This is a genomic window from Pseudomonas sp. FW300-N2F2 (assembly GCF_017351655.1).
GTDB lineage: Bacteria > Pseudomonadota > Gammaproteobacteria > Pseudomonadales > Pseudomonadaceae > Aquipseudomonas > Aquipseudomonas fluorescens_AA.
The window spans coordinates 285,344-311,060 of record NZ_JACNDQ010000002.1 but is presented as its reverse complement, the minus strand read 5'-3'; the positions used below and the strand labels follow the sequence as shown (position 1 = coordinate 311,060).

The following is a 25,717-nucleotide window of genomic DNA, read 5'->3' as shown; positions in this document are numbered from 1 at the left end:
GGCGAACCTTGCGGCAACCGCCTCGAAGGTCTATCAACAAGTCTTCATTCATCTTGAGTGCCAACCATGACTGCCCAGACCAATCGCCAGTTCCTGCTCGCCAAACGCCCGGTAGGCGCCGCGACCCGCGAGACTTTCACCTATCAGCAAGTACCGGTGGGCGAGCCGGCAGCCGGCCAGATCCTGGTGAAGAACGAATACTTGTCCCTGGACCCGGCCATGCGCGGCTGGATGAACGAGGGCAAGTCCTACATCCCACCGGTGGGCATCGGTGACGTGATGCGGGCGCTGGGTGTCGGCCAAGTGATTGCCTCGAACAACCCGGGGTTCGCGGTCGGGGACTACGTCAACGGTGCCCTGGGTGTGCAGGATTATTTCCTCGGCGAGCCAAGGGGTTTCTACAAAGTCGATCCGAAACTGGCACCGCTGCCACGTTATTTGTCCGCCCTGGGCATGACCGGCATGACCGCTTATTTCGCCCTGTTGGACGTCGGCGCGCCCAAGGCCGGCGAGACCGTGGTGCTGTCGGGCGCCGCCGGTGCGGTGGGGAGCATCGCCGGGCAGATTGCCAAGATCAAAGGCTGTCGTGTGGTGGGCATCGCTGGCGGTGCCGACAAATGCAAATTCCTGGTCGATGAATTGGGCTTCGACGGCGCCATCGACTACAAGAACGAAGACGTCCACACCGGCCTCAAGCGCGAATGCCCCAAAGGCGTGGATGTGTATTTCGACAACGTCGGGGGCGACATCCTGGATGCCGTGCTCAGCCGCCTGAACCTCAAGGCCCGCGTGGTGATTTGCGGTGCCATTAGCCAGTACAACAACAAGGAAGCGGTGAAGGGCCCCGCCAACTACCTGTCACTGCTGGTCAACCGGGCCCGCATGGAAGGTTTCGTGGTGATGGACCACGCCGCGCAGTTCGCCGCCGCCGGGCAGGAAATGGCCGGCTGGATGGCCAAGGGGCAGCTCAAGAGCAAGGAAGACATTGTGGAAGGGCTGGAGACCTTTCCCGAGACGCTGACCAAATTGTTCAGCGGGGAGAACTTCGGGAAACTCGTACTCAAGGTCTGACACAAAACAACTGTGGGAGCGGGCTTGCTCGCGATGAGGCCCTGTCAGTCAACATTGCTATTGACTGACATACCGCTATCGCGAGCAAGCTCGCTCCCACAAGGGCCCTTCAGGGTTGGATCAGGCCAGTTCGGCCACGACCGCCGCCAGTGCCTGGGCCGGATCGGCGGCCTGGCTGATCGGGCGACCGATCACCAGGTAGTCGGAACCGGCGTCCAGCGCCTGACGCGGGGTCAGGATGCGACGCTGGTCGTCCTGGGCGCTGCCCGCCGGACGAATCCCCGGGGTCACCAGTTGCAACGACGGGTGGGCCGCTTTCAGGGCGCCAGCTTCCAGGGCCGAACAGACCAGACCGTCCAGGCCGGCCTTCTGCGCCAGCGCCGCCAACCGCAGCACCTGCTCCTGAGGCTCGATGTCCAGGCCGATCCCGGCCAGGTCCTCGCGCTCCATGCTGGTCAGCACGGTCACGCCAATCAGCAACGGTTTCGGGCCGCTGCGCTGATCCAGCACTTCACGGCAGGCCGCCATCATGCGCAGGCCACCGGAGCAATGCACGTTGACCATCCATACGCCCATCTCCGCAGCCGCCTTGACCGCCATGGCGGTGGTGTTGGGAATGTCGTGGAACTTCAGGTCCAGGAACACTTCGAAACCCTTGTCACGCAGGGTCCCGACAATTTCCGAAGCGCAACTGGTGAACAGTTCCTTGCCGACTTTGACCCGGCAAAGCGTGGGGTCCAACTGGTCGGCCAGCTTCAGGGCGGCGTCACGGGTGGGGAAATCCAGGGCGACGATAATGGGCGTCTGGCAGGCGGACATGAGCGGGCTCTCAGGCAAGTCGAAATCGGCGCGCATTGTAGCGGAACGAGCGCCCGTGCGGGACCCGATGATCGGTAAATCTCATCGCCCCCCCAGCAGCATGGACAATAGCGGCCTTTGTGTCGAAGCCGATACACTCATGACATGCGTACAACACGTCGACACGCTACCGTCCGCCGCCGCAACCCGCTCTTTCAGCGCTTCACGCCTCGCGGCACGACGCCTATGCTGAAGCCTCTACCTCGCCGCCTTCTTTGCGGTTGGCAGCCTACCTGGCAGATGATGCATCCATGCAGAACACCCCTGTTGCAAATTCTGACGATCCAAAAGTGTGCGACGACAAGCGCTGGAGTACCCGCGCGCTGATCGTCGACGACGACGTGCCGATCCGCGAGCTGCTGATCGATTACCTGGCCCGTTTCAGCATACGGGCCAGCGGCGTCACCGATGGCGCGGCCATGCGCCAGGCGATGCAGGCCGAGCACTTCGACGTGATCGTGCTCGACCTGATGCTGCCGGGTGAAGACGGTTTGCAGTTGTGTCGCTGGTTGCGCGCCGAATCGGACATTCCGATCCTGATGCTCACCGCCCGCTGCGAGCCCACCGACCGCATCATCGGCCTGGAACTGGGCGCCGATGACTACATGGCCAAGCCGTTCGAACCCAGGGAACTGGTGGCGCGTATCCAGACAATCCTGCGCCGGGTACGTGACGACCGTACCGAGCAGCGGGCCAATATCCGTTTTGACAACTGGCGGCTCAACAGCGTGCTGCGCCAACTGATCTCGGTCGACGGGCTGGTGGTGCCACTGTCCAATGCCGAGTTTCGCCTGTTGTGGGTCTTCATCGAACGGCCGCGCCGGGTGCTCAGCCGCGAACAACTGCTGGACGCGGCTCGCGGCCGCTCCATCGAAGCGTTCGACCGCAGCATCGACTTGCTGGTATCGCGCCTGCGCCAGAAGCTGGGCGACGATCCCAAGGCCCCCCAACTGATCAAGACCGTACGCGGTGAGGGCTACTTGTTCGACGCCCGGGACATCGGTTGATGCGACTGCGCCTGGACTCTCTGTTTGGCCGCCTGTTTGGCGTGCTGCTACTGGCGATTGTCCTGGCGCATCTGTTGGCCTTTGCCTGGTTTTTCCATTACGACCAGCCGCCCCCCGGGCCACCGCCAGGAATGAGCCAACAAGGCGAAGGGCCCCAGCGCTTCGGCCCGCCCCCCAACCGCCGTCCGCGTCCCTGGTTCGGCGGCCCGGTGGTGCCACTGACCTTTCAATTCGTGTTCCTGATCATCGCGGCCTGGTACGGCGCCAAGCTCCTGACCCGACCGATCCAACGCCTGAGCGATGCCGCCGAGCGCCTGAGCGAAAACCTCGACAGCCCGCCGCTGGATGAAAACGGGCCCCGTGAGGCACGGCAGGCAGCCCATACGTTCAACCTGATGCAGCAACGGATCCGCGAGCAGGTGCAGCAGCGTTCGCGCATGCTCGGCGCGGTGTCCCACGATCTGCGCACGCCGCTCTCGCGGCTCAAGCTGCGCCTGGAACAGATCGATGACATCAAGCTGCAAGGCCAGATGCGCCAGGACCTGGACGACATGATCGACATGCTCGATGCCACCCTGACGTACTTGCACGAACAGCGCACCAGTGAAGCGCTGCAATGGATGGACGTGCAGGCCCTGGTGGAATCATTGAGCGAAAACGCCCAGGACCAGGGCGCCGATGTGCAGGTCAGCGGCGCCTGCGCCCCACTGCAGGTGCAACCCATGGCACTGCGCTCGTGCCTCAACAACCTCATCGACAACGCCCTGCGCTACGCCGGCCATGCCTTGATTGCCCTGCAAGACCAGCAGCATCAGGTATTGATCCGGGTCATCGACCACGGCCCCGGTATTGCGGCGGACAAACGCGAGGCGGTGTTCGAGCCCTTTTTCCGCCTGGAAGGCTCGCGCAATCGCAACTCTGGCGGTGTCGGCCTGGGCATGACCATCGCCCGGGAAGCCACCGAACGCCTGGGCGGGCAGTTGAGCCTGGAAGAAACGCCGGGGGGTGGGTTGACGGCGGTGATCAGCCTGCCTCGCACCTGAATCCCACCGATGTCCCCCTGTGGGAGCGGGCTTGCTCGCGAATGCGGTGGTTCAGTCGATACAAGCTTGGATGACATACCGCATTCGCGAGCAAGCCCGCTCCCACACTCGACACTGCGCCGGGACTGAGTTTGTACACCCACCGGTACAAACTCCACACACCCACGACAACTGCCCCGCCGAGGCTGCATAAGCCGGTGCACCCACCGGCTATTCCAGCCCAAGGAGAGCGCCCATGATCGGTAGCGTCAGCAGTTACTCGACCTATACCAGCACCAGCAGTACCGCAACCAGCAGTGCCCGCAGCCAGCAGTTTCAAAAGGAACTGCTCAGCAAGCTCGACAGTGACGGCGACGGCTCGGTCAATCAGGAAGAGTTGAGCAGCGCCCTGTCGCAAAAAAGCGACGACGGCATCCTGGTCAGCTTGAGCGACAATTTTGGCGACCTGGACAGTGATGGCAGCGGTGACCTGAGCAGCGAGGAAATGGCCGCGATGGCGCCGCCACCTCCACCGCCACGGGACCAGGCGCCGAATACCGAACTGGCCGACGCGCTGCTCAGCGCGCTGGACGCCGACGGTGATGGCGTGGTCAGCAGCGACGAGTTGAGCAGCGGCCTGGCCAGCGCCGGCAGCAGTGCCGACAGCCAGCAAGTGTTCTCGGCCCTGGACAAGAACGAGGACGGCACCGTCAGCCTTGATGAACTGGCCGCCAGCCTCGCGCCACCGCCTCCCCCACCGCAACAGGCGTCCAGTGACGAACTGTTCAGCCAGCTCGACACCGATGGTGACGCCACTGTCACCGCCAGCGAACTGAGCAGCGCCTTGCAGGCCAGCAACGGTACGTCCACGAGCACCGACACCAGCGCGATGCTGATGGAAGCCCTCGACAGCGACAGCAGCGGCGGGGTCGACAGCGACGAGTTCAACGACGCCTTGCAGGCCGGCCGCCGTAGCGACAGCACCAGCGGACAGGCCAATGGCAGCGAAGCGTTGAACAGAATGATCGCCAACCTCAGCCGGCAATACTCGCTGGATAACGTCGCGACGGTGGGGAAACACCTGAACGTGGCGACCTGATTCACCGGCAAGCCTGGATTGAAACTCACTTGTGGCGAGGGGATTTATCCCCTCGCCACGGCAATCTCCCCCGCCACAGGTGCTTGGTATTCAAGCTATCGCGCCTGGCTCTTGCTCCAGTCCGTCAACAGGCTGTAGGCCACCGCCAACAGGGTCGGGCCGATGAACAGGCCGATGAAACCGAAGGCGATCAACCCGCCGAATACCCCCAGCAACACGATGACCAGGGGCAGGTTTCCGCCACGGCTGATCAGGTAGGGTTTGAGCACGTTGTCCACGCCACTGATGATGAATGTGCCCCAGATGCCGAGGAACACCGCCATCCCGTATTCACCCTTCCACACCAGCCATGCCGTGGCGGGGATCCAGACCAGGGGTGGCCCCATGGGGATCAGGCTCAGCAGGAATGTGACGATCCCCAGTACCAGCGCCCCCGGCACCCCGGCGATCAGGAAGCCGATCAGCGCCAGCACGGCCTGGGCCGCTGCGGTGCCGATCACGCCGTTGACCACCCGCTGCACTGTACCGGCCACCAGTTCGATGTAGTAACCGGCACGGTCGCCGATCAGACGTTCCAGCAAGCCATGGACGAACGCCGCCAGACGCGGGCCGTCGCGATAGAAAAAGAACACGAACACAATACTCAGGGTCAGTTCGAGTATGCCGCCGCCAATCTGCGCACTGCGCGCCAACAGCCAGTTGCCGACCTGCCCCAGGTACGGCTTGATGGACACCATCATGGCCGCGCCCTGCTGATCGATGCTGTTCCAGATGCCCACCAGCCGCCCGCCCACCAAGGGAATAGCGGCAAGCCAGTCAGGAGCTTCGGGCAGGCCATCGACTTGGACGTCCCTGATGAACGCGGTGGCATCGCGCACATGGTCGGCCAGGTTGAAACCCAACCACACCAACGGCACCGCCACCAACAGCATCCAGCCCACCGTCAGTAACGCCGCCGCCAGGGATTCGCGACCATTGACCCAGCGGGTCAGCAGGCGCATCAACGGCCAGCTGGCGAACGCCAGCACCGCGCCCCAGAACAGCGCCGACCAGAACGGCGCCATGACCCAGAGGCTTGCACCGAACAACACCAGAAGCAGGATCTGCACCAACAGCCGATCGTTATTGAGCATGTAGGGTCTCGAAAAAATGAACAGGGCCGGGGCACGGGTGTGAAACCACTGCCCCGAGACAGCTTAGCGCAGCAACTCCAGGTGCAATCCTGCTGCCTCGCCGCTGGCGGCCTCCATGCGCGCCGCCCGGACGCCCTGGCCCGCCAGCGCCTCAAGCCAGTCCTCGGCCCGGGGCCCGGCGATACTGACCCGCAGGCCCGTGTCCAGGTTCAGCGCCCGGGACAACAGCCGCAACCAGGTGTCGTCCGGCTCACCGGCAAGACGCGGCAAGTCCAGGACCCCGGTGTCCTTGAGCTGGCGCAACAGGGTGGCCGATGTCGGCAGCAAGTCCCCCAACGCAGCATTCGCCTCGAACTGCTCGACATGCAGGTAGGCCTTGCGATTGCCGCGGGTGATGGCATACAGCGCAATCAGCGTGTTGTCCGCGGGCGGCGCCAGGCGCAGCAGCAGGAAGGCCTGGCCGTTGTCGGCGCCATAGAGCTTGGCATTGCCGAAGACGTCGTTGGCCCACAGGCTGCTTTCGCCGCAATCGCGGGCCTGGCACCAGAACAACAGCTCGGCGCCCTGTTTCTGCAACGCTTCGCGAGCCGCGGTAAAGGCCTGGGTCGCGGAATGTTCCGGCGGCAGCTCATAGGTGACCGACGTGACATTCCCACGGGCATCGATTTGGCCGTCAAAGCGCAACTGGCCGCTGATCTTGCGGATCGAGCCCATGGGGTAGACACGTTCCAGGTCGCTGGTTTGCCGATAATCGACGATCTGTGCATCGGGCATGCGTGGCACGCGATCCAGGTCGCGACTGCCCGGCACATCGACGGCGAACGACGCCGGGCTGAAGCAGGCCAGCACCAGCAGGACGAGTAAGTGAACGGATAATTTCATCGGATCGGCTTGGCCTGGGACGCTTGGACGCGACGGGCGTCGCCGATGCACCGCGAGGCTGGCAAACAGAGGTCTGTCATGGTTGTCTCCCTTTCAACCCGCTCAGCCTCGACAGTTGCCCGGCGCAAGTCAAGGAACAGTGAAGAACCGATTGAAACAGTCTGCTACAAGCCCCGCACCGACCTCATCGTTAAGGTGCAGATGATGGCCTCCAGGCAACTGCTCATGACTGAAGGGTAGACGCTCCAACAGCTCCGGGTGCTGGGCAAGCATGCCATCGGCCGCCACCACCAGATGCGCCGGACAAGCGACCCGCGCTACGAACGCCATGGCCTGCTCCTCGGTCAGGCGCAAGGGCGATGGCAAGGTCAGGCGGTTGTCGGTGCGCCAGGTGTAGCCCCCGGGCACCGGCATCAGGCCGCGCTGGGCCAGCAACTCGGCGGCCTCGCGGCTGACCGCTACCAACCCCTTCATACGCGCTTCGATGGCCCGGTCGAGGGTTTTGTAGACCGGCTTGCGTTTTTGCTGCAAATCCAACTGGGCTTGCAGGGCCATGCCCATGCGTTCGGCCGCGTTATCGCCTTTGGCTGTAGGAGGAATCACCCCGTCGATCAACCCCAGGTGCGTCACCCGTTCCGGCAGGGAACCGGCCAGCACCAGCGAGACAATGGCGCCCATGGAATGCCCCAGCAGGGCGAAGCGCTTCAAGCCCAGTTGTTCGGCCACTTGCAGCACATCATGGACGTAGTCCCACAAGGCATAGCTGGCACCCGGCGGTCGATGCCCGGAATGACCGTGACCGGCCATGTCCAGGGCGATCACCCGCAGCCCCGCGAGCCTGGGCGCCAGGCGGGCGAAGCTGTTGGCGTTGTCCAGCCAACCGTGCAGGGCAATCACCGGCAGCCCGTCTTCCGGGCCGAACAAATGAGCCGCCAGCTCGATGTGAGGCAGGCTCAGGCGGACCTCCTCGACCACGCTCATGCGCTGCGCCCTTCCCAACGCTGGAACAGGTTCTTGAGCAGGTTGGCCGTGTCTTGTGGGCGTTCGAGGGGAAACATATGGCCGCCGGGCATGCTCAGGGATTCGCCATGGAGCATACGCCCCACCGAACGGGTGTGATGCCGCATCACCACGCGACTCTGCCGGCCGCGCACCACCGCCAGCGGCACCTTGAGCTTGCGGGGCCGTCCTGGGCTGGTGTGCGGCACGCCGCGGTAGATACTGATTTCCGTGGCCGGGTCGAAGCGCAGGCGCAACCGGTCGCCGACTTGTTGCAGGCCGTGTTGCAGGTAGGCGTCGAAGCAATCCGGGTCAAAGCCGCGGAACAGTGTCTTGCCGGCAAAATACTGCCGGGCGGATTCCAGGTCAGCGAACTCCTCACGCCGCCCCAGCGTCCGGCCCGCCGGGGTCAGGCGATCGATGAACCCCAGGCGCTTGGCGGCCAGGATCACCCACTGGTCGGTACGGGTCAGCACTGGCGAATCGAGCATGACCACGCCGCGATACAACTGGGGGCAGCGCAACGCCGCGTGCAGGGGCAGCGCAACGCCGCGTGCAGGTGCAGCACGCCACCCAGGGAGTGGCCAACGCCCCACACCGGCGCCGGTTGCTGCTCCAGGTGATGGATCAGTTCGTCCACCAGGTTGTGCCAGTTATCGTCCACCGGAAAACGCGGGTCATGGCCGTGCAGTTCCAGATGCGCGACCTGGTACTGCGGCGCCAATGCGGCGAACAGCTTGCCGTAGGTGGCCGAGGGAAAACCATTGGCATGGGCGAAAAAAATCTGTTGCGACATGACAGCCGATCCATTGGGGGAACTGCGGCAGATTGTCCGCAGAACCCGACGGCGCGGCAATGACCGTAACTGACAGGAATGATGACAGTCGGGCTTGGGCTATGGGGTTGAGCCTCACCACCACAGAATTTTATGTTGAACACCGTGGCGAGGGAGCTTGCTCCCGTTGGCCTGCGCAGCAGGCCCAAAATCAGGCCACTCGGTGAGTCAGGCTGATCGAGTCGGTGGGCTTGGGGCCGCTTCGCTGCCCAGCGGGAGCAAGCTCCCTCGCCACAGGTAGGGGTTCAACGCGCCGGCGGCTGCTCACCCAACGGTACCACCGCCATGGTCAGGCGCGACACGCAGTTGACCTTGCCCTCGTCATTGACCAGGCGGATGTCCCAGACCTGGGTGGTGCGCCCCAGGTGGACCACCCGGGCCGTGGCCGTCACCCGTCCACTGCGCACGCCGCGCAGGTGGTTGGCATTGATCTCCAGGCCCACGCAATAGAATTTGCTGGCGTCCACACAGAGATAGGCGGCCATGGAGCCGACCGTTTCGGCCAGCACCACCGAAGCACCGCCATGCAGCAGGCCGAACGGTTGATGGGTACGCTGATCGACCACCATGCTGGCGGTCAGGGATTCGTCGTCGAAGGACTCGAACCGAATGTCCAGCACTTCGCTGATGGTGTTTTTACCGGCGGCGTTCAGTTTCTCGATGTCGGGGGTGGTGCGCCACAGACTCATCGTTGCCCTTCCTGTTTGATTGTTGTCTTGCCCAGTCCTGCAACCGCTCTATTCAGGGGTGCCTGATGCCCTTGAGCAGCATCGCCCCGGCCAGCGGCAGATCGCCTTCCAGCTCGGCCAGGCCGGCGGTTTGCACTTGCTCGGGTTGTTGCAGATGGCCGTGCTGCAGGAAGCCCAGCAGGCTGCCCACCAACGGGTTATGGCTGACCAGCAGCACATCGTCCTGGTCCTCCAGATGCCTTAGCACCTCCGTCGGTCGGGTCTCCGGCGTGAGCCAATCGACGGTGATCAGTTCAGGTTCGAACCCCAGTGCTTCGCGCACCAGTTGCGCGGTCTGCTGGGCACGCACATAAGGGCTGGCGTAGATGGCCCGCAACGGCTCGCCCATCAACCGGCCGGCGCTGAGCAACACCTCCTCGCGGCCGTGCAGCGTCAAGACCCGTTCCGGATCGGGACGGACACCATGGGGCTCTGCCTCACCGTGACGCAATACCCACAGTTTCATAGCTTCGGCTCCTCGTCCCGGACGGGATGCGGCGCCGGTGCCACGGCGTGTGGCGCTTCGCCTTCCGGCGTGCGTGGGGTCGGCCAGTCGGCGAACGGCCAAGGCTTCTGGTCGCTGTGGAAGGTGCCGAAGCGGCCGATCTGCGCCAGGAACTGGCTCAGGCTGTCGCCGAAATTCATCAGGCTGGCGCTGGGCGCGCCGTAGATCAGCCGATAAATCAACTGCACCAGCACCACGGCGCCGAGGATGAATTGCGCCACCTGCCAGACCAGCAGATAGACCACCATCCACAGCACACGCAGCAGGATGGATTCGTATTGGGGTTGCCCTTGCGGATCGTTCATGGCTCGCTCCTGCTTGCGGTCAATAGCGGTTCAGTTGAAACCGCTGGTGGAAATGAAATCGACATCGGTCTTCGGTTCGCCACGCATCAACAGCTCGATCACCTGCTCAAGCGTGCGCCCTTCGAACAGAATCGCGTGCAGCCCGGCGACCAGCGGCATGTACACCCCCGCCTCCTGGGACTTGGCCTTGAGCACCTTGAGGGTGTTGACCCCTTCGGCCACCTCACCCAGGCGCGACACGGCCTCGTCAAGGCTCAAGCCTTGGCCGAGGGCAAAACCGACCTGGTAGTTGCGGCTCTTGGGCGAGGAACAGGTAACGATCAGGTCGCCCACCCCGGCCAATCCCAGGAAGGTCATCGGATTGGCACCCTGGCTGACGGCGAAGCGGGTCATTTCCGCCAGCGCGCGAGTGATCAGCATGCTCTTGGTGTTCTCCCCCATGCCCAGCGCCACCGCCATGCCGGCGATGATGGCATAGACGTTCTTCAGCGCCCCGCCCAGCTCCACCCCGAAACGGTCGGCGCTGGCGTAGACCCGAAAGGTGCGGCCATGGAGTGCGGCCTGGACCCGTTGGCACAGCGCTTCGTCCTCGCTGGCCACCACCGTGGCGGTCAAGGCGTGCTCGGCGATTTCCCGCGCCAGGTTCGGCCCGGAAATCACACCGATCCGTGCCTTGGGGGCGATTTCTTCGAGAATCTCGCTCATCAGCTTGAAGGTCTGGGCTTCGATGCCCTTGGTCAGGCTCACCAACAACTTGCCGCTCAAGCGCTCGGCATGCGACGCCAGCACCGAGCGCAAGGCACTGGACGGCAAGGCGACGAAGAACAGGTCGCTGCCCTCCAGGGTGGCCTGCAAGTCAGTCACCGGTACCACTTCCGGGCGGATCTTGATGCCCTTGAGGTAACGCGGGTTCTCGCGGTTGACCCGGATGGCCTCGGCCTGTTCCGGGTCACGCATCCACTGGCGCACCGGGTGACCATTCTCGGCCAGCAGGTTAGCCACGGCGGTACCGAAACTCCCGCCCCCCAGGACCGCAATCGGGCGCTGTTCAGTCATATGCAATCCGTTCATCCATACCAAGTGGCAATGCGGGGCATTATACGGAGCGGCCGGATGGCGACCAGCCCCGGCAACAATTACCGCCAGCTGTAGGAAGCTGACCATTAATTCCTAGGAAAATGCTGTCAACGTGAATGGAAAAGTCGTTCAGCTCAGTTAACATGCCCGTCACCCACCCATTCCCATAGGCTGTGCCGTGTCCGTTGGCCCTTCCCGCTCAGGTTCGTCCCTGCTATTGGCACTGATCATCAGCCCGCCAGTGCTGGCCGACGACTTGTTCGTGGACAGCCAGCCCCTGCCCCAGGTACTGACGGCCACGCGCCTGAAGCAATCGCCAGCGGCGGTGCCGGGCAGCATGACCGTGCTCGACAGCGAGTTGATCAAGGCCAGCGGCGCCCGGGACATCAGCGAACTGCTGCGCCTGGTACCGGGCATGATGGTCGGCAACATCACAGGCAACCAGGCGGCCGTGAACTACCATGGCACCAACGCCAGCGAAGCCCGCCGCATGCAAGTGCTGATCGACGGCCGCTCGGTGTACCGCGCCGGCCTGGCCACGGTGGACTGGAGCGATATTCCGGTGGCCATGGAAGACATCGAGCGGATCGAAGTCTTCCGCGGCCCCAACACCGTCAGTTATGGCGCCAACGCGCTGATGGCGGTGGTCAACATCATCACCCGCGCCCCGGCCGACAGCCACGGCACCCGGCTGAAAATCACCCGGGGCCAGCGTGGCATCAGTGACTGGTACGCCAGCCAGGGCAGCGGCTGGGACGGCGGCGATCTGCGGCTGTCGCTGTCCGGCCAGGAAGACGATGGCTTTGACAGCGACCGCAACGGCGCCGACTACCGCGACAGCCGCCGCCTGAACCGCTTCAACCTGTCCGTCAGCCAGACCCTGGACGAACGGCAGAGCATCGACTGGCAATTGAACGCCAAGGATGGGACCAACCAGCGGCCTTATACCTACCATCCCGTGTTTGCCGGGATTACCGCCGCTGGGGATAACTCCGACGTCATCGCCAAGGACTACGCCGGCTCCTTGCGCTGGAACCTGGATCTGGACCCCGATCACAGCCTTTATGTACAGGGCTCGATCCAGCACTGGGATCGCCAGCAGACCTGGCGCGCCTGTGACGCCGAGGTGTCCTTCAGCCCGCAACTGACCGACCTGTGGCAACTCAACCCCAACTATGCCGAGAAGCTGGCGCGCAATATCTCCAACTACACCAGCACCGGCGCGCCAACCGGCACGCCACAGGAACAGGCGTTGGCCAATCAGGTGCTCGACCAGTGGCGCAACGGCGCCTCGCAAACCCTGTGCGGCGATATCGACCAGAGCGCCCGGGAATCGCGCTACGACCTGGAGATCCAGGACACCCTGAGCCTGTCCGACAGCCTGCGACTGGTCACCGGGGCCAACTATCGCTACGACCGGGCCGACTCGGAGACGTACTTCAACGGCACCCTGGACGACACCACCTGGCGCCTGTTCGGCCAGCTCGAATGGCGGGCCACCGAGCATTGGCTGTTGCAGGGCGGCGCGATGTTCGAAGACACCCGCCTGACCGGCAGCTCGCTGACTCCGCGGATCGCCGTCAATTACCTGATCACTCCACGCCACGGCCTGCGGGCGGTGTACTCCGAAGCCGTGCGCTCGCCGGACATGTTCGAGAACAACGTCAACTGGAGCTATCAGGTCACCAACCTGCAACCCGCCGCCTTCGGCCAGAACAGTGCCCGTTACTTCGTCCAGACCCGCGGCCCGGGCAACCTGGAACAGGAACACATGCGCTCCCGGGAACTGGGCTACAACGGTTACTTCGTGGACCTGGGCCTGGCGGTCGATGTGAAACTGTTCCATGACGAAATCACCGGCATGATCAGCGAGCCGCTGCGCAACAATCAGTACATTGCCAGCAACTCCAACGAATCACAGTTCTCCGGGGTCGAGACCCAGTTCGACTGGCGCATGACCAGCGCCGACCGCCTGCGCCTGACCTATGCCTATGTCGACGCCCAGGCCAGCAACCCCCTCGACGAACAACTGACCGCCCGCAACAGTGGCTCGGCCGGCTGGCTAAGGGACTGGGGCCAAGGCTGGAACAGCGCGCTGTTCTATTACGCCGCCGACGATCTCAACGGCTATCGCTTCGAACGGGTGGACACCCGCATCGCCCGGCGCATTCCCCTGGGCAAGGCCAGCCTGGAACTGGCGGGCGTCCTGCAGCAGCGCCTGGACAACCAGCCCATGACCTTCGTCGACAACCGCTACGACGCTCGCCATGTCGTGTACTTCAGTGCGGAGTTGTCGTTCTAGATGTCCGGGAACGCCCCCCGCAAGATGCCATTTCATGGCCGCCTGACGCTGGCCCTGTGCCTGGTGTTTGCCGGGTGGCTGACGACCCTCCAGGCCCGGGCCGCCGAAATCCTGTTGACCGGCGCCGAGGACAGCCCCGGCGTGCAGTCTTTCACCCAGGCCCTGAAAGCCCTGCGCCCCGAAGACAGCGTGCGGTTCACGCCGCTGGCCAACCTGCCGGCACCGGACAAGTTGCCGGATAATACCCGCCTGGTTCTGCTTGACCTGCCCAGCCTGGAGTGGCGCCTGCAAGACGCCCGGGGCCCGGCCACCCTGGTCCTGCGCATCAGCCGCCAGCAAGCCCGCGAGCGCCTGGGCGAGGCCACGCCCGCGCATCTGAGCCTGTTGTGGAGCGATCCACCGATGGCGCGGCAATTGCGGCTGATCCGCACCATCCTGCCGCAAGTGCGACAGGTCGGCGTGCTGTACGACGCCCACAGTGAATTCCTGCTCAAGGACATCCGCCAGGCCGCGGCACCGCTGGGCCTGGTGATCGTCAGCGAACGCTGGGACGACACCAGCGACAGCCGTCCCCTGCAAAACCTGCTGGGCCAGAGCGACGTGCTGCTGGGCCTCGATGACCCCGACTTGTACAACCCCAAGACCGTGAAGAACCTGTTGCTCAGCAGCTATGCCCGGCAACGTGCGCTGATCGGGCCCAGCGCGGCATTCGTCAAGGCCGGCAGCCTGGCCAGCACCTACAGCGACCAGCAAGACTGGCTGGCGATTCTCGACGACCTGCTCGACCGCCCCGCCACGACCTGGCCGCGCACGCTGTATCCGGACCGCTTCAAAGTCCTGGGCAACCGGCAGGTCTCCCGCTCGCTGGGGATCGAACCGATTGACGCCGAATCCGTCGCGGCAACGTTGGCCGAAGGAGAACACCGCCCATGACCTTGCGTCGTCGTTGGGACATCAATACCCGCACCCAGCTCATCGCCCTCGGCCCGGCGTTGCTGCTGACCGTGCTGCTGATCAGCTTCTTTACCTTCGTGCGGATCCAGGACTTGCGCCAGGAGCTCAATCACACCGGGCAACTGATCGCCAACCAACTGGCCCCCGCCACGGAGTACGGGGTGATTTCCGGCAACAACGAAGTGCTGGAAAGCCTGCTCACCGCGACCCTGGCGACCCCGCACGTGCGCTTCCTGGAGGTCCAGGACAGCACCGACAAGGTCCTGGTGTATGTCGAACAACCCGAGCAAGTCCACAGCCGTGCCCAACAGATCGAAGTCTTCCAGGCCCCGGTGCGCCTGCAGCGCATTGCCCTGAACAATGATTTCCTGCAAGGCAACAGCACCGCCGTCGAGGCGCCCGGCGAAGATTACCTGGGCCGCGTGATCGTCGGCATGTCCAGTGACGCCTTCAGCCAGCGGCAACAGGAGATCCTGTTCAAGGCGGCGATCCTGGCGCTGTTCGCCCTGCTGTTCACCTTCCTGGTGGCGCGCCGGCTGGCGACCAACCTGTCCCGGCCGATCCGCGACATCGGCAACGTGGTCAAGGCCATCCAGCAAGGCGACTACAGCACCCCGCTGCCCGTCGTCGATGATGCCGAACTGGGGGCCTTGTCGCGGCACATCAACAACCTGGCCGACGGCCTGGAACAAGCCAGCCGCGAACAGCACCAGGCCATGGCACAGTTGATCAAGACCCGCGAGGAAGCGGAAAAAGCCAACAGCGCCAAGTCCGAGTTTCTGGCGATGATGAGCCATGAACTGCGCACGCCCATGAACGGCGTACTGGGCATGCTGCAGCTGTTGGAAACCACCCGCATGACCGACGAACAGCACGAGTACACGGCGCTGGCGTCGGAATCCACCGAGCACCTGCTGAAGGTGATCAACGACATCCTCGACTTCTCGCGCATCGAACGCTCGGCCTTGGAACTGGAGCACATCCCGTTCAACCTGGCCGAACTGGTGGGCAGTTGCGCGCAGTCGTTCCAGCACAGCGCCGCGCAGCGCAAGCTGGGCCTGGACCTGCTGGTCCCGGACGACATGCAGGCCTTGCAGGTGCAGGGCGATCCGACGCGGATACGGCAGATCCTGGTGAACCTGATCGGCAACGCGCTGAAATTCACCGAGCAAGGCCGTGTCACCGTGCAATGCCAGTGGCAGGCCCTGGACCACGAACTGCTGTGGTTCACCTGCACGGTGCGCGACAGTGGCATTGGTATCCCCGCCGAAAGCCTGGAACGCATGTTCGACGCCTTCCAGCAGGCCGACAGTTCGATTTCCCGGCGCTACGGCGGCACCGGCCTGGGCCTGCCGATCGCCCGCACCCTGGCCGAACGCATGGGCGGGACGCTGCGGGCCCAGAGCGAAGAAGGCCAGGGCTCGGTGTTCACCCTCGAGATCCCGCTGGCCCTGTCGCGCCAGGCGCCACCGACCCTGGCACCGCGCCTGCCCACCGGTAGCGGCGATGGCGAAGGCCGCAACGTGTTGCTGGTGGAAGACAATCCGGTCAACCAGACGGTGATCGAAGCCATGCTGCGCAGCCTGGGTTTCACCGTCAGCGTCGCCACCGATGGCGCCCAGGCCGTACGCAGCGCCGAAAGCCTGATCTTCGAAGCGATCCTCATGGATTGCCGCTTGCCCATCATCGATGGCTACGAAGCCACCCGGCAGATCCGTCAGTTACCGGGCTGTGACGAGGTGCCGATCATCGCCCTGACGGCCAACGCCTTGCAGGGCGATCGCGAAGCCTGCCTCGCGGCGGGCATGAACGATTACCTGGCCAAGCCGTTCAAAAGGAACGACCTGCAGCAGATTCTGCAGCGCTGGGTGAACTAGAACCGCTCACCGGACCATCTGTGACTGGCGTGAAAGGCGAAAGTGCGGCAGTCTTAGGCACCCGAACAAGCCTCGATTGGGGCTTGAATAAAAATTTCAGTGCACAGGTGTACATTCATTTCCCGTGTGCTGTGACTTTCACTACAACGCAATAGTCTATGAGTAGGCTGTCGATTCGAGGCATGAACGCTTCGATCGGCCGGGAAGATTTGCCCCACCCTGCCGCATGGGACTATTGAGGAGCTCGCATGACCAAACAAAACGCCTTTACCCGGGAAGACCTGCTGCGCTGCAGTCGCGGTGAGCTGTTCGGCCCAGGTAACGCGCAACTGCCCGCCCCGAACATGCTGATGGTGGATCGCATCACCCATATCAGCGAAGAGGGTGGCAAGTACGGCAAAGGTGAATTGGTCGCCGAGCTGGATATCACTCCGGACCTGTGGTTCTTCGCCTGCCACTTCGAAGGTGATCCGGTGATGCCGGGCTGCCTGGGCCTGGACGCCATGTGGCAACTGGTCGGTTTCTTCCTCGGCTGGCAAGGCCTGCCGGGTCGCGGTCGCGCCCTGGGTTCGGGCGAAGTGAAGTTCTTTGGTCAGGTCCTGCCGACCGCCAAGAAAATCACCTATAACATTCATATCAAACGCGTCCTCAAGGGCAAGCTGAACATGGCCATTGCCGATGGTTCGGTTGCCGTGGACGGTCGCGAGATCTACACCGCCGAAGGCCTCCGGGTCGGCGTTTTCACCTCCACTGACAACTTCTAAGGGTTATCCGCATGCGCCGCGTCGTTATCACTGGTCTGGGCATCGTTTCGTGCCTGGGCAATGACAAAGAGACCGTCTCCGCTAACCTGCGTGCAAGTCGCCCTGGCATCCGGTTCAACCCGGAATATGCTGAAATGGGTCTGCGTAGCCAGGTTTCCGGCTCCATTGACCTCAATCTCGAAGAACTGATCGATCGCAAGATCTACCGTTTCGTCGGCCATGCGGCGGCCTACGCCTACCTGGCCATGAAGGACGCCATCGCTGATTCCGGCCTGACCGAAGAGCAAGTGTCCAACGTGCGTACCGGCCTGATCGCCGGTTCCGGCGGCGCCTCGACCCTGAACCAGATGGAAGCGCTGGACATCCTGCGCGAAAAAGGCGTCAAGCGCGTTGGCCCCTACCGCGTCACGCGGACCATGGGCAGCACCGTTTCGGCCTGCCTGGCTACGCCCTTCAAGATCAAGGGCATCAACTATTCGATCTCCTCCGCCTGCGCCACCAGTGCTCACTGCATCGGCAACGCGGTCGAGCAGATCCAGATGGGCAAGCAGGACATCGTGTTCGCCGGTGGCGGTGAAGAAGAACATTGGAGCCAGTCGTTCCTGTTCGACGCCATGGGTGCCTTGTCCAGCAAGCGCAACGACACGCCGGAAAAAGCTTCCCGTGCCTACGACGCCGACCGTGACGGCTTCGTCATCGCTGGCGGTGGCGGCATGGTCGTGGTCGAGGAGCTGGAACACGCCTTGGCCCGTGGCGCGAAGATCTACGCGGAAATCGTCGGCTACGGCGCGACTTCCGACGGCTACGACATGGTCGCGCCAAGCGGTGAAGGTGCCGTGCGTTGCATGCAGATGGCCATGTCCACCGTCGATGCACCGATCGATTACCTGAACACCCACGGCACCTCGACCCCAGTGGGCGACGTGATGGAAATGAAAGGCGTACGTGAAGTGTTCGGCGACAAGGCTCCGGCCATCAGCTCCACCAAGAGCCTGTCGGGTCACTCCCTGGGCGCCGCCGGCGTTCACGAAGCGATCTACTGCATGCTGATGATGGAAGGCAACTTCATGGCCGGTTCCGCCAACATCGACGAACTGGACCCGGAAGTGGCCGACCTGCCTATCCTGACCAAGACTCGCGAAGACGCCACCATCAATACCGTGATGAGCAACAGCTTCGGCTTCGGTGGCACCAACGCCACCCTGGTGATGAAGCGCTGGCAGGGCAAGTAAGCCCCGCCGCTACGCCACACACAAAAACGCCCCGACTGGTTCGGGGCGTTTTTTTTGCGCCTATTCCCCTGTGGGAGCGAGCTTGAACTGGCCTAATGATTTTGGACACTTCAATCGGGCGCTATGATGGCGCCCAAATCTGAGGTGTTTTGGTTATGCGTAAATCTTACTCCAGTGAGTTCAAACTCAAAGCGGCCAGCATGGTGCTGGACGAGGGACAGTCGGTTCCCGAAGTCTGCGCCAGCCTGGATATTGGGCCCACGGCGCTTCGCCGCTGGGTCGATCAGGTTCGCAAGGAACGCTTGGGTTCGACCCCGGTGGGCGCCAAGGCGATTACCGCTGATCAGCGTGAAATTCAGCAGCTCAAAGCGTTGCTCAGGCAAAAAGACCTGGACATTGAAATCCTAAAAAAGGCCAGTGCTCTCCTGCTTTTGGACTCCAAAGATCATTCTCGTTGATCAATGAGCTGGACGAGCAGTACGGCATTAACAATTGCTGTCGGGCGTTTGGAGTCAACCGCAGCAGCTTTTACGCCTGGCGTCAGCGCCAAGGCAAAGTGAAGCCCGAGCGGGAGAAACTTAAAGCCGTGCTGGTCGAGCATCACAAGGAGTCCAGAGCATCCGCGGGGTCTCGCACCCTTTCCAAGGAGCTGCAAGCAAAGGGACATCGTGTCGGGCGGCATATGGCTCGCAGCTTGATGCGCGAAGCCGGTGTTGCCAGTCGTCAGCGCCGGCGGCACAAGTACAAATCTTCCGGCGTGGAAGCGTTGGTGGCGCCGCACGTGCTCAAGCGCAAGTTTGATGTCACGGCGATCAACCAGGTGTGGTGTGGCGATGTGACGTACATCAAGGTCGGCAAGCGCTGGATGTATTTCGCGGCGGTGCTGGATCTGTTTGCTCGCCGGATCGTGGGCTGGTCGTTTTCAATGATTTCCGATGCCTCGCTGACCTGCGAAGCGTTGCGAATGGCGGTGCAATTGCGAGGTTGCCCAAAAGAGGTGCTGTTTCATTCCGATCAAGGCTGCCAATACACCAGCCACAAATTCAGGAATGAAATGCGCAAGCATGGACTCCTGCAAAGCATGAGTCGCAAAGGTGAGTGCTGGGACAACGCCCCGATGGAGCGTTTCTTTGGGAGCCTGAAGTCGGAGTGGGTGCCAGAAGATGGCTACAGCTCGGAGCATGAAGCCCGCGTGGATGTGCAGCGTTATGTGATGCGTTACAACAACGTCAGACTCCATAGCTACAACGACTACCGGTCGCCGGTAGCTATGGAGAAACTGGCAGCATGAAACCGTAACTGGTGTCCAAAATTAGTTGACCAGTTCAGCTTGCTCGCGATTGCAGTGTGTCATGCAACAGATAAGTTGACTGGCCTACCGCAATCGCGAGCAAGCTCGCTCCCACATGAGATCTACAGTGGGATGGAACTCAGCGCACCACAAACCGCTGCTGCGTCAGCAACCGATCGCCCTGGAACACCATGAACCGCCACTCCCCCGGCACCACTTCGTGGCTTTCGGTGAATTCATAGGCCATGACATCCTGAGGCGCGCCGGGCACCAGTTTCTGGATGACTTCGAACTTGTCGTGGCGCACACCATCGGGGGTGCGGATACCGGGAGTGAAGTACAACAGGGTCAACGGCTGGTCGTCTGCGACCTTGCCCGCCAACTGATAACGCATGCCGAACTTGGTGCCCAGCTTCGCTGGCACGCTTTCGGTCTGGCGGATCTGCTCGTTGCTGCGCCGCAGGACCCGCTCCCCCGATTGCAGCTCGGCTTGCGGCCCTTCGAAGACGCCGTATTCCACCGGACCTTCGACACGGACTTCGGCCTGTGCCAGGCCGCAGGTCAACAACAGCGCGACCAGTGCGCTTGAACGGGTGAGGTGCATAGTGCGCTCCTTGATTGAGATGAGCGCGAGGGTATGACGCCGCAGTGACAGGCTGATGACAAACATGCACAGCGATCATCCCGTGGCGAGGGAGCTTGCTCCCGCTGGGCTGCGCAGCGGCCCCAAGTTCTTGCGGTTGCTGCGCAACCGAACGGGAGCAAGCTCCCTCGCCACAAAGCCAATTCAGCGGGCGACGGAACGCGGCAACACTGCCAGGAAATTATCCCGCGCGACCTTCCTGGCCACCTCTTCCGGCAAGGCATCGAGGAACGGATCGAAGCCGTGCAACGCCTTGCCCAACTTGTTGAAGCGCCCGACCACATCCGATCCCACCATGAAGCGCTCAGGAAAGCGCTCCACCAGCTTTACCCACTCGTCCCGGGGCTTGCCCGCCTCGTCCAGCAAGTACGGCGTGAGCAGGCTCCAGGACAGGTCGATGTACAGATTGGGATAGGCCTCAAGCATGCGGGTCAGGGTCGGCAACAGAAAATCCAGTTGGGTCTGGTGGCGATGGATTTCCATGCTGGTGCCGGCATGGGCCCAGATGAAACGCGTATGCGGGTGGTTGCGCAACGGCTCCTCGATCTCCGCCAGGTACAGGGGATTTCTTTCACGCTTGGACGTGATGTTGGAATGCAGCATCACCGGCAGGTCATTCTCGGCCGCCAGGTGATAGATCCGGGTCATGGCTTCGTTGTTGGCCCGCGGGGTATCGCCCGAGGTCAGCGCCGTCAGGTCGTCATGGCGGGTGAAGACTTCGCCAATGCCTTGCCACAACCCCGGGTAGAGATCGAGCATGCGCTGGATGTGGGCGGCGGAGTTCTTGTCGTTGGGATTGAAGCCCGACAGGAAAGGATGGAAGTGCCGACGTTGCTCCTCGGTCAGCTTGCTCACTGCCGCCGCAACGATCACATCGGTGGCGCTGTACCAATAGGCGTCTGCATCGTCACCGGCGTAGTAACGCGGGCGCTTGGGCTCGTCTTCATGCCATTTCTTGGCCACCGGAACACCGGAAATCATCACATGCTCGATGCGATTGTCCGCCATCGCCTGGAGCAGCTTGGGCATGCCGGCGGTTTCCTGAAAGAAATCGACGTAATGCAGGTGCGCATCGCTGTAGGCATATTCGCGGGCCGCGGCGCCGCCACTCGAAACAACCAGCAGCCAGGCAAAGATCAAACGGGACAAAGGCACGGGCAGTCTCCAGAAGCCATGAGCAACATAGACCCTCACCGTCCCGCTGGGGTTCAAGGCGCATCTGCCGCGTCTGCCGGCGGCGGGTTATGCTTCGCGCAACCGTTGTTCAACCTGGAAGACAACATGACCACTCCCCTGACCGTTCGCCCCCGCGCCGAAGACGTCGAAGGCCAGCCGATTCTTCGCCCGCTGCCGTCCGCCAAATGCCGCAGCGTCGGACCTTTCGTGTTTTTCGATCACATGCTGCAAACCACCTACCCGGCCGGCAAGGGCATGAACATCCGCCAGCACCCGCATATCGGCCTGTCCACCCTCACCTACCTGTTCGAAGGCAAACTCCAGCACAAGGACAGCCTGGGTTCCGACCAGGTGGTGGACGCCGGGGATGTCAGCTGGATGACCGCCGGCAGCGCCATCGCCCACGTCGAACGCACCCCCGAGTCACTGCTGGGCAGCCCTTTCGTCATGCACGGGTTGCAAGTCTGGCTGGCCTCGCCCAAAGCCTACGAACAAGGCCCGGGGCACTACAGCCATCATCCGGCACAGAGCCTGCCGGTCAGTGAGAACCTGGGGGTCAGCATCCGCATGATCGCCGGGTCAGGCTTTTGCCTGGAATCGCCGGTGCCGGTGCTCTCGCCCACGCTGTATGCCGAACTGCACCTGCAGACCGCGACGACGTTGCTGATTCCCACCGAGCATGAAGAGCGGGCCCTGTATGTGTTGAGCGGCGAGGCGTTACTGGATGGCGAGCCGGTAGAAGCCCATTCCCTGGTGATATTGCCAACAGGGGAAGAGATGACGCTGTTTGCCGACAGCGATTGTCATGCCGTGCTGTTCGGCGGCACACCACTGGATGGACCGCGACGGATGAACTGGAATTTCGTCGCCAGCGACCCGGCCCGGATCGACGAAGCCCGCCGGCGCTGGGCAGCCGGAGACTGGCCGACCGTGCCTGGGGAAAGCGAGCGGATCGAGCTGCCCTGACTTCAGGATTGCTTGTCAGGCCGCCATCGCGAGCAAGCTCGCTCCCACATTGGATTTGAGTGATCACAAAATGTGCGTTCACAGCGGATCATTGTGGGAGCGAGCTTGCTCGCGATGGCTTTATGTCAGACAACAAGGGATTCAAATCCAGAACCCAACCTCAGCCCTTGAACACTTCATCCAGCAAGTTATGCATCGACCGGAACGCGCGTCCGGCGACCTTGGCGTTGTACATCATCTTGCCCGGCATATTGGCCTGCGGGTCGGTGAACGAGTGCACCGCACCGCCGTAGCTCAGCAATTGCCAATCCACCCCAGCCGCGTTCATTTCATCTTCGAAAGCCGGTAGCTGCTCTTTCGGCACCAGCGGGTCGGAGGCGCCATGCAGCACCAACACCGCACCCTTGATGTTCTGCGCATCGGCCGGGTTCGGTGTGTCCAGGGTGCCGTGGAAGGAGATCGCCGCCTTCAACGGTGCGCCACTGCGAGCCAGCTCCAGGGCGCAGCAACCCCCGAAGCAGAAACCGAACGTGGCCAGTCTCGCCGTGTCGACCTGTGCATCACCCTGACTCTGCAGTTGTTCGAACGCGGCCTGCATGCGCTTGCGCAACAAGGCCCGGTCGTTCTTGAGGGGCATCATCGCCGCCCCCGCTTCATCGGCATTGCTCGGGCGCACCGTCTGCCCGTACAAGTCGGCAATCAACACCACATAACCGTTGGCCGCCACCGACTTGGCGATCTCCTCGGCACCTGCCCCTACACCCATCCAGTTCGGCGCCATCAGCAAACCCGGGCGCGGGCCCTGCTGGTTGACGTCGAAGGCCAGGCGACCTTCATAACTTTGACCATCGATCTGATAGACCAACGAACGAACCGTAACCTGACTCATGACAGACTCCTCCTGATGAAACATTCAAGAAGCCCTTGTGGGAGCGAGCTTGCTCGCGATTTCGGTCCAACATTCAACAGATACGTTGACTGGTCTACCGTTATCGCGAGCAAGCTCGCTCCCACAAGGGACTTTCCTGCGTCAGATTAAGCTGACAGTTCGACCAACAGCTTGTTCAGGCGACGCACATACGCCGCCGGATCCTTCAGGCTGTCGCCGGCCGCCAGGGCCGCCTGGTCGAACAGGATGTGCGACAGATCGCCGAAACGCTCTTCGCTCTGCTCGTTGTCGAGTTTTTCCACCAGCGGGTGGGCCGGGTTGAATTCGAAGATCGGCTTGGAGTCCGGGACTTTCTGGCCGCTGGCTTCGAGGATCTGGCGCATCTGCAGGCCCAGGTCCTGCTCACCGATGGCCAGGATCGCCGGAGAATCGGTCAGGCGGTGCGAAACACGCACTTCACTGACAGCATCGCCCAGGGCCGTCTTGATCCGCTCGACCAGGCCTTCCTTGCTCTTGGCGACTTCTTCGGCGGCTTTCTTGTCTTCTTCCGAATCCAGGTTGCCGAGGTCCAGGTCGCCACGGGCCACATCGACGAAGCTCTTGCCGTCGAACTCGTTGAGGTAGCTCATCAGCCACTCGTCGATGCGGTCGGTCAGCAGCAACACTTCGATGCCTTTCTTGCGGAAGACTTCCAGGTGCGGGCTGTTCTTGACCTGTGCATACGTTTCACCGGTCAGGTAGTAGATCTTGTCCTGGCCTTCCTTGGCGCGGGCCAGGTAATCGGCCAGGCCAACGATCTGCTCGCCATCGTCACCCTGGGTCGACGCAAAGCGCAGCAGGCCGGCGATTTTCTCTTTGTTGGCGAAGTCCTCGGCCGGGCCTTCTTTCATGACCTGGCCGAAGTTTTTCCAGAAGCTCTTGTACTGCTCGGGCTCGTTCTTCGCCAGTTTTTCCAGCATGTCCAGCACGCGCTTGGTCAGTGCCGACTTCATGGAGTCGATGATCGGATCTTTCTGCAGGATTTCCCGCGAAACGTTCAGCGACAAATCGTTGGAATCCACCACGCCCTTGATGAAACGCAGGTACAGCGGCAGGAACGACTCGGCCTGGTCCATCACGAACACACGTTGCACGTACAGCTTCAGGCCACGTGGCGCTTCGCGCTGGTACAGGTCGAACGGCGCACGGGCCGGCACGTACAGCAGCGAGTTGTATTCCAGCTTGCCTTCGACCTTGTTATGGCTCCAGCTCAGCGGGTTCTCGTAGTCGTGGGCGATGTGCTTGTAGAACTCCTGGTATTCCTCGTCTTTCACTTCGGTGCGCGGACGGGTCCACAGGGCACTGGCGCGGTTGACGGTTTCCCATTCCACTTCAGGCTTTTCTTCGCCTTCGGCAGCGGTGACTTCCTTCGGCAGCTCGATGGGCAGCGCGATATGGTCGGAGTACTTCTTGATGATGTTGCGCAGGCGCCAGCCATCGGCGAATTCGTCTTCGCCGGACTTGAGGTGCAGCACGATGCGGGTGCCGCGATCTGCCTTGTCGACGGTGGCGACCTCGAATTCGCCCTCGCCTTTGGACGACCAGTGCACGCCTTCGCTCGCAGCGAGGCCGGCACGACGGCTGAACACTTCGACCTGGTCGGCCACGATGAACGCGGAATAGAAACCGACGCCGAACTGACCGATCAGGTGGGAATCTTTCTTCTGGTCGCCGGACAGGTTCTTCATGAAGTCGGCAGTGCCAGACTTGGCGATGGTGCCCAGGTGCGTGATCACCTCTTCGCGGCTCATGCCGATGCCGTTGTCTTCGAGGGTGACGGTTTTCGCGTCCTTGTCGAAGCTCACACGGATTTTCAGCTCAGCGCCGCCTTCCAGCAGTTCAGGCTTGGAAAGGGCTTCGAAACGTAATTTGTCGACAGCGTCAGAGGCATTCGAAATCAGCTCGCGAAGGAAAATTTCCTTATTCGAATACAGCGAGTGAATCATCAGGTGCAGCAGTTGCTTCACCTCGGTCTGGAAGCCCAGGGTTTCCTTTTGAGTTTCCACGCTCATGGTCATCAAACTCCAAGTGGATGGTGGTGTCCGCCTCGCTGAGATTGGCGG

General features: G+C 62.5%; 24 protein-coding genes and 1 pseudogene. 12 read left to right on the top strand and 13 right to left on the bottom strand.

Annotated features, from left to right (window positions below):
- Window positions 1-66: 66 nt before the first annotated feature.
- The gene (locus J4E63_RS16060; protein WP_207282639.1) at window positions 67-1,071 is read left to right on the top strand and encodes an NADP-dependent oxidoreductase; all 1,005 of its coding nucleotides are present in this window, start codon (window positions 67-69) and stop codon (window positions 1,069-1,071) included.
- A 120-nt stretch (window positions 1,072-1,191) separates the two neighbouring features.
- Here the strand turns inward: J4E63_RS16060 and pyrF are convergent, their stop codons facing one another.
- On the bottom strand, window positions 1,192-1,890 hold the full coding sequence (gene pyrF / locus J4E63_RS16055) for an orotidine-5'-phosphate decarboxylase (protein WP_060741184.1): 699 nt from the start codon (window positions 1,888-1,890) through the stop codon (window positions 1,192-1,194).
- Between the two features lie 290 nt (window positions 1,891-2,180).
- Here pyrF and J4E63_RS16050 point away from each other — a divergent pair, with 290 nt between their 5' ends.
- From J4E63_RS16050 to xopAW, 3 genes are all read left to right on the top strand, one after another.
- Window positions 2,181-2,936, top strand: a complete 756-nt coding sequence (locus J4E63_RS16050) for a response regulator (protein WP_207282638.1) — start codon at window positions 2,181-2,183, stop codon at window positions 2,934-2,936.
- Window positions 2,936-3,979, top strand: a complete 1,044-nt coding sequence (locus tag J4E63_RS16045) for a cell wall metabolism sensor histidine kinase WalK (RefSeq protein ID WP_060741182.1) — start codon at window positions 2,936-2,938, stop codon at window positions 3,977-3,979. Before J4E63_RS16050 ends, J4E63_RS16045 begins: the two co-directional genes overlap by 1 nt.
- Window positions 3,980-4,214: 235 nt before the next feature.
- Window positions 4,215-5,057 (top strand): XopAW family type III secretion system calcium-binding effector, encoded by an 843-nt coding sequence (xopAW, locus tag J4E63_RS16040; RefSeq protein WP_192261630.1) that lies wholly within the window; start codon window positions 4,215-4,217, stop codon window positions 5,055-5,057.
- 95 nt (window positions 5,058-5,152) lie between these two features.
- Here xopAW and J4E63_RS16035 read toward each other — a convergent pair whose 3' ends face one another.
- The 8 genes and pseudogenes from J4E63_RS16035 to J4E63_RS16000 all read right to left on the bottom strand — a co-directional run bounded on the left by J4E63_RS16035 (window position 5,153) and on the right by J4E63_RS16000 (window position 11,500).
- Window positions 5,153-6,190, bottom strand: coding sequence for an AI-2E family transporter (locus tag J4E63_RS16035; RefSeq protein WP_060741180.1), 1,038 nt, complete (start codon window positions 6,188-6,190; stop codon window positions 5,153-5,155).
- Window positions 6,191-6,253: 63 nt separating this feature from the next.
- Window positions 6,254-7,072: a DUF4892 domain-containing protein gene (locus J4E63_RS16030; RefSeq protein ID WP_207282637.1), complete on the bottom strand. Its 819-nt coding sequence runs from the start codon at window positions 7,070-7,072 to the stop codon at window positions 6,254-6,256.
- Window positions 7,073-7,201: 129 nt separating this feature from the next.
- The gene (locus J4E63_RS16025; protein WP_207282636.1) at window positions 7,202-8,053 is read right to left on the bottom strand and encodes an alpha/beta hydrolase; all 852 of its coding nucleotides are present in this window, start codon (window positions 8,051-8,053) and stop codon (window positions 7,202-7,204) included.
- Window positions 8,050-8,867, bottom strand: a pseudogene (locus tag J4E63_RS16020) (alpha/beta fold hydrolase). Before J4E63_RS16020 ends, J4E63_RS16025 begins: the two are co-directional and overlap by 4 nt.
- 284 nt (window positions 8,868-9,151) lie before the next feature.
- Window positions 9,152-9,595, bottom strand: coding sequence for a hotdog fold thioesterase (locus tag J4E63_RS16015; protein ID WP_060741177.1), 444 nt, complete (start codon window positions 9,593-9,595; stop codon window positions 9,152-9,154).
- 52 nt (window positions 9,596-9,647) lie between these two features.
- Window positions 9,648-10,100, bottom strand: a complete 453-nt coding sequence (gene sixA / locus J4E63_RS16010; RefSeq protein WP_207282635.1) for a phosphohistidine phosphatase SixA — start codon at window positions 10,098-10,100, stop codon at window positions 9,648-9,650.
- Complete coding sequence (locus tag J4E63_RS16005) at window positions 10,097-10,444, bottom strand: DUF4389 domain-containing protein (protein ID WP_053123936.1); 348 nt, start codon at window positions 10,442-10,444, stop codon at window positions 10,097-10,099. The genes sixA and J4E63_RS16005 overlap by 4 nt, the downstream gene beginning before the upstream one ends.
- Before the next feature lie 30 nt (window positions 10,445-10,474).
- Window positions 10,475-11,500 carry an NAD(P)H-dependent glycerol-3-phosphate dehydrogenase gene (locus J4E63_RS16000; RefSeq protein WP_092201822.1) on the bottom strand — a complete coding sequence of 342 codons (1,026 nt, stop codon included), beginning with the start codon at window positions 11,498-11,500 and terminating at the stop codon, window positions 10,475-10,477.
- A 199-nt stretch (window positions 11,501-11,699) separates the two neighbouring features.
- Between J4E63_RS16000 and J4E63_RS15995 the strand changes: the two genes are divergently transcribed.
- From J4E63_RS15995 to J4E63_RS15970, 7 genes are all read left to right on the top strand, one after another.
- Entirely contained in the window at window positions 11,700-13,823 is a 2,124-nt protein-coding gene (locus tag J4E63_RS15995) for a TonB-dependent siderophore receptor (RefSeq protein ID WP_207282634.1), read from the top strand.
- The gene (locus tag J4E63_RS15990; protein WP_207282633.1) at window positions 13,824-14,756 is read left to right on the top strand and encodes an ABC transporter substrate-binding protein; all 933 of its coding nucleotides are present in this window, start codon (window positions 13,824-13,826) and stop codon (window positions 14,754-14,756) included.
- A complete protein-coding gene (locus tag J4E63_RS15985) occupies window positions 14,753-16,654 on the top strand; it encodes an ATP-binding protein (RefSeq protein ID WP_207282632.1) in 1,902 nt (633 codons plus the stop codon). The genes J4E63_RS15990 and J4E63_RS15985 overlap by 4 nt, the downstream gene beginning before the upstream one ends.
- A gap of 248 nt (window positions 16,655-16,902) precedes the next feature.
- Complete coding sequence (gene fabA / locus J4E63_RS15980) at window positions 16,903-17,418, top strand: 3-hydroxyacyl-[acyl-carrier-protein] dehydratase FabA (protein ID WP_003204400.1); 516 nt, start codon at window positions 16,903-16,905, stop codon at window positions 17,416-17,418.
- Window positions 17,419-17,429: 11 nt separating this feature from the next.
- Window positions 17,430-18,650: a beta-ketoacyl-ACP synthase I gene (fabB, locus tag J4E63_RS15975; protein WP_207282631.1), complete on the top strand. Its 1,221-nt coding sequence runs from the start codon at window positions 17,430-17,432 to the stop codon at window positions 18,648-18,650.
- A 200-nt stretch (window positions 18,651-18,850) separates the two neighbouring features.
- On the top strand, window positions 18,851-19,108 hold the full coding sequence (locus tag J4E63_RS30905) for a transposase (protein ID WP_237140769.1): 258 nt from the start codon (window positions 18,851-18,853) through the stop codon (window positions 19,106-19,108).
- Window positions 19,105-19,941 (top strand): IS3 family transposase, encoded by an 837-nt coding sequence (locus tag J4E63_RS15970; protein WP_259333607.1) that lies wholly within the window; start codon window positions 19,105-19,107, stop codon window positions 19,939-19,941. Before J4E63_RS30905 ends, J4E63_RS15970 begins: the two co-directional genes overlap by 4 nt.
- A 139-nt stretch (window positions 19,942-20,080) precedes the next feature.
- Here the strand turns inward: J4E63_RS15970 and J4E63_RS15965 are convergent, their stop codons facing one another.
- Window positions 20,081-20,545, bottom strand: coding sequence for a DUF3859 domain-containing protein (locus tag J4E63_RS15965; RefSeq protein ID WP_018610122.1), 465 nt, complete (start codon window positions 20,543-20,545; stop codon window positions 20,081-20,083).
- A 183-nt stretch (window positions 20,546-20,728) separates the two neighbouring features.
- Window positions 20,729-21,739, bottom strand: coding sequence for an amidohydrolase family protein (locus J4E63_RS15960; RefSeq protein WP_404943335.1), 1,011 nt, complete (start codon window positions 21,737-21,739; stop codon window positions 20,729-20,731).
- A 126-nt stretch (window positions 21,740-21,865) separates the two neighbouring features.
- Between J4E63_RS15960 and J4E63_RS15955 the strand changes: the two genes are divergently transcribed.
- Window positions 21,866-22,726, top strand: a complete 861-nt coding sequence (locus J4E63_RS15955; RefSeq protein ID WP_207282630.1) for a pirin family protein — start codon at window positions 21,866-21,868, stop codon at window positions 22,724-22,726.
- Window positions 22,727-22,886: 160 nt separating this feature from the next.
- Here J4E63_RS15955 and J4E63_RS15950 read toward each other — a convergent pair whose 3' ends face one another.
- Window positions 22,887-23,615 carry a dienelactone hydrolase family protein gene (locus J4E63_RS15950; RefSeq protein ID WP_060741166.1) on the bottom strand — a complete coding sequence of 243 codons (729 nt, stop codon included), beginning with the start codon at window positions 23,613-23,615 and terminating at the stop codon, window positions 22,887-22,889.
- 146 nt (window positions 23,616-23,761) lie between these two features.
- Window positions 23,762-25,666 carry a molecular chaperone HtpG gene (gene htpG / locus J4E63_RS15945; protein WP_060743152.1) on the bottom strand — a complete coding sequence of 635 codons (1,905 nt, stop codon included), beginning with the start codon at window positions 25,664-25,666 and terminating at the stop codon, window positions 23,762-23,764.
- Between the last annotated feature and the right edge of the window lie 51 nt (window positions 25,667-25,717).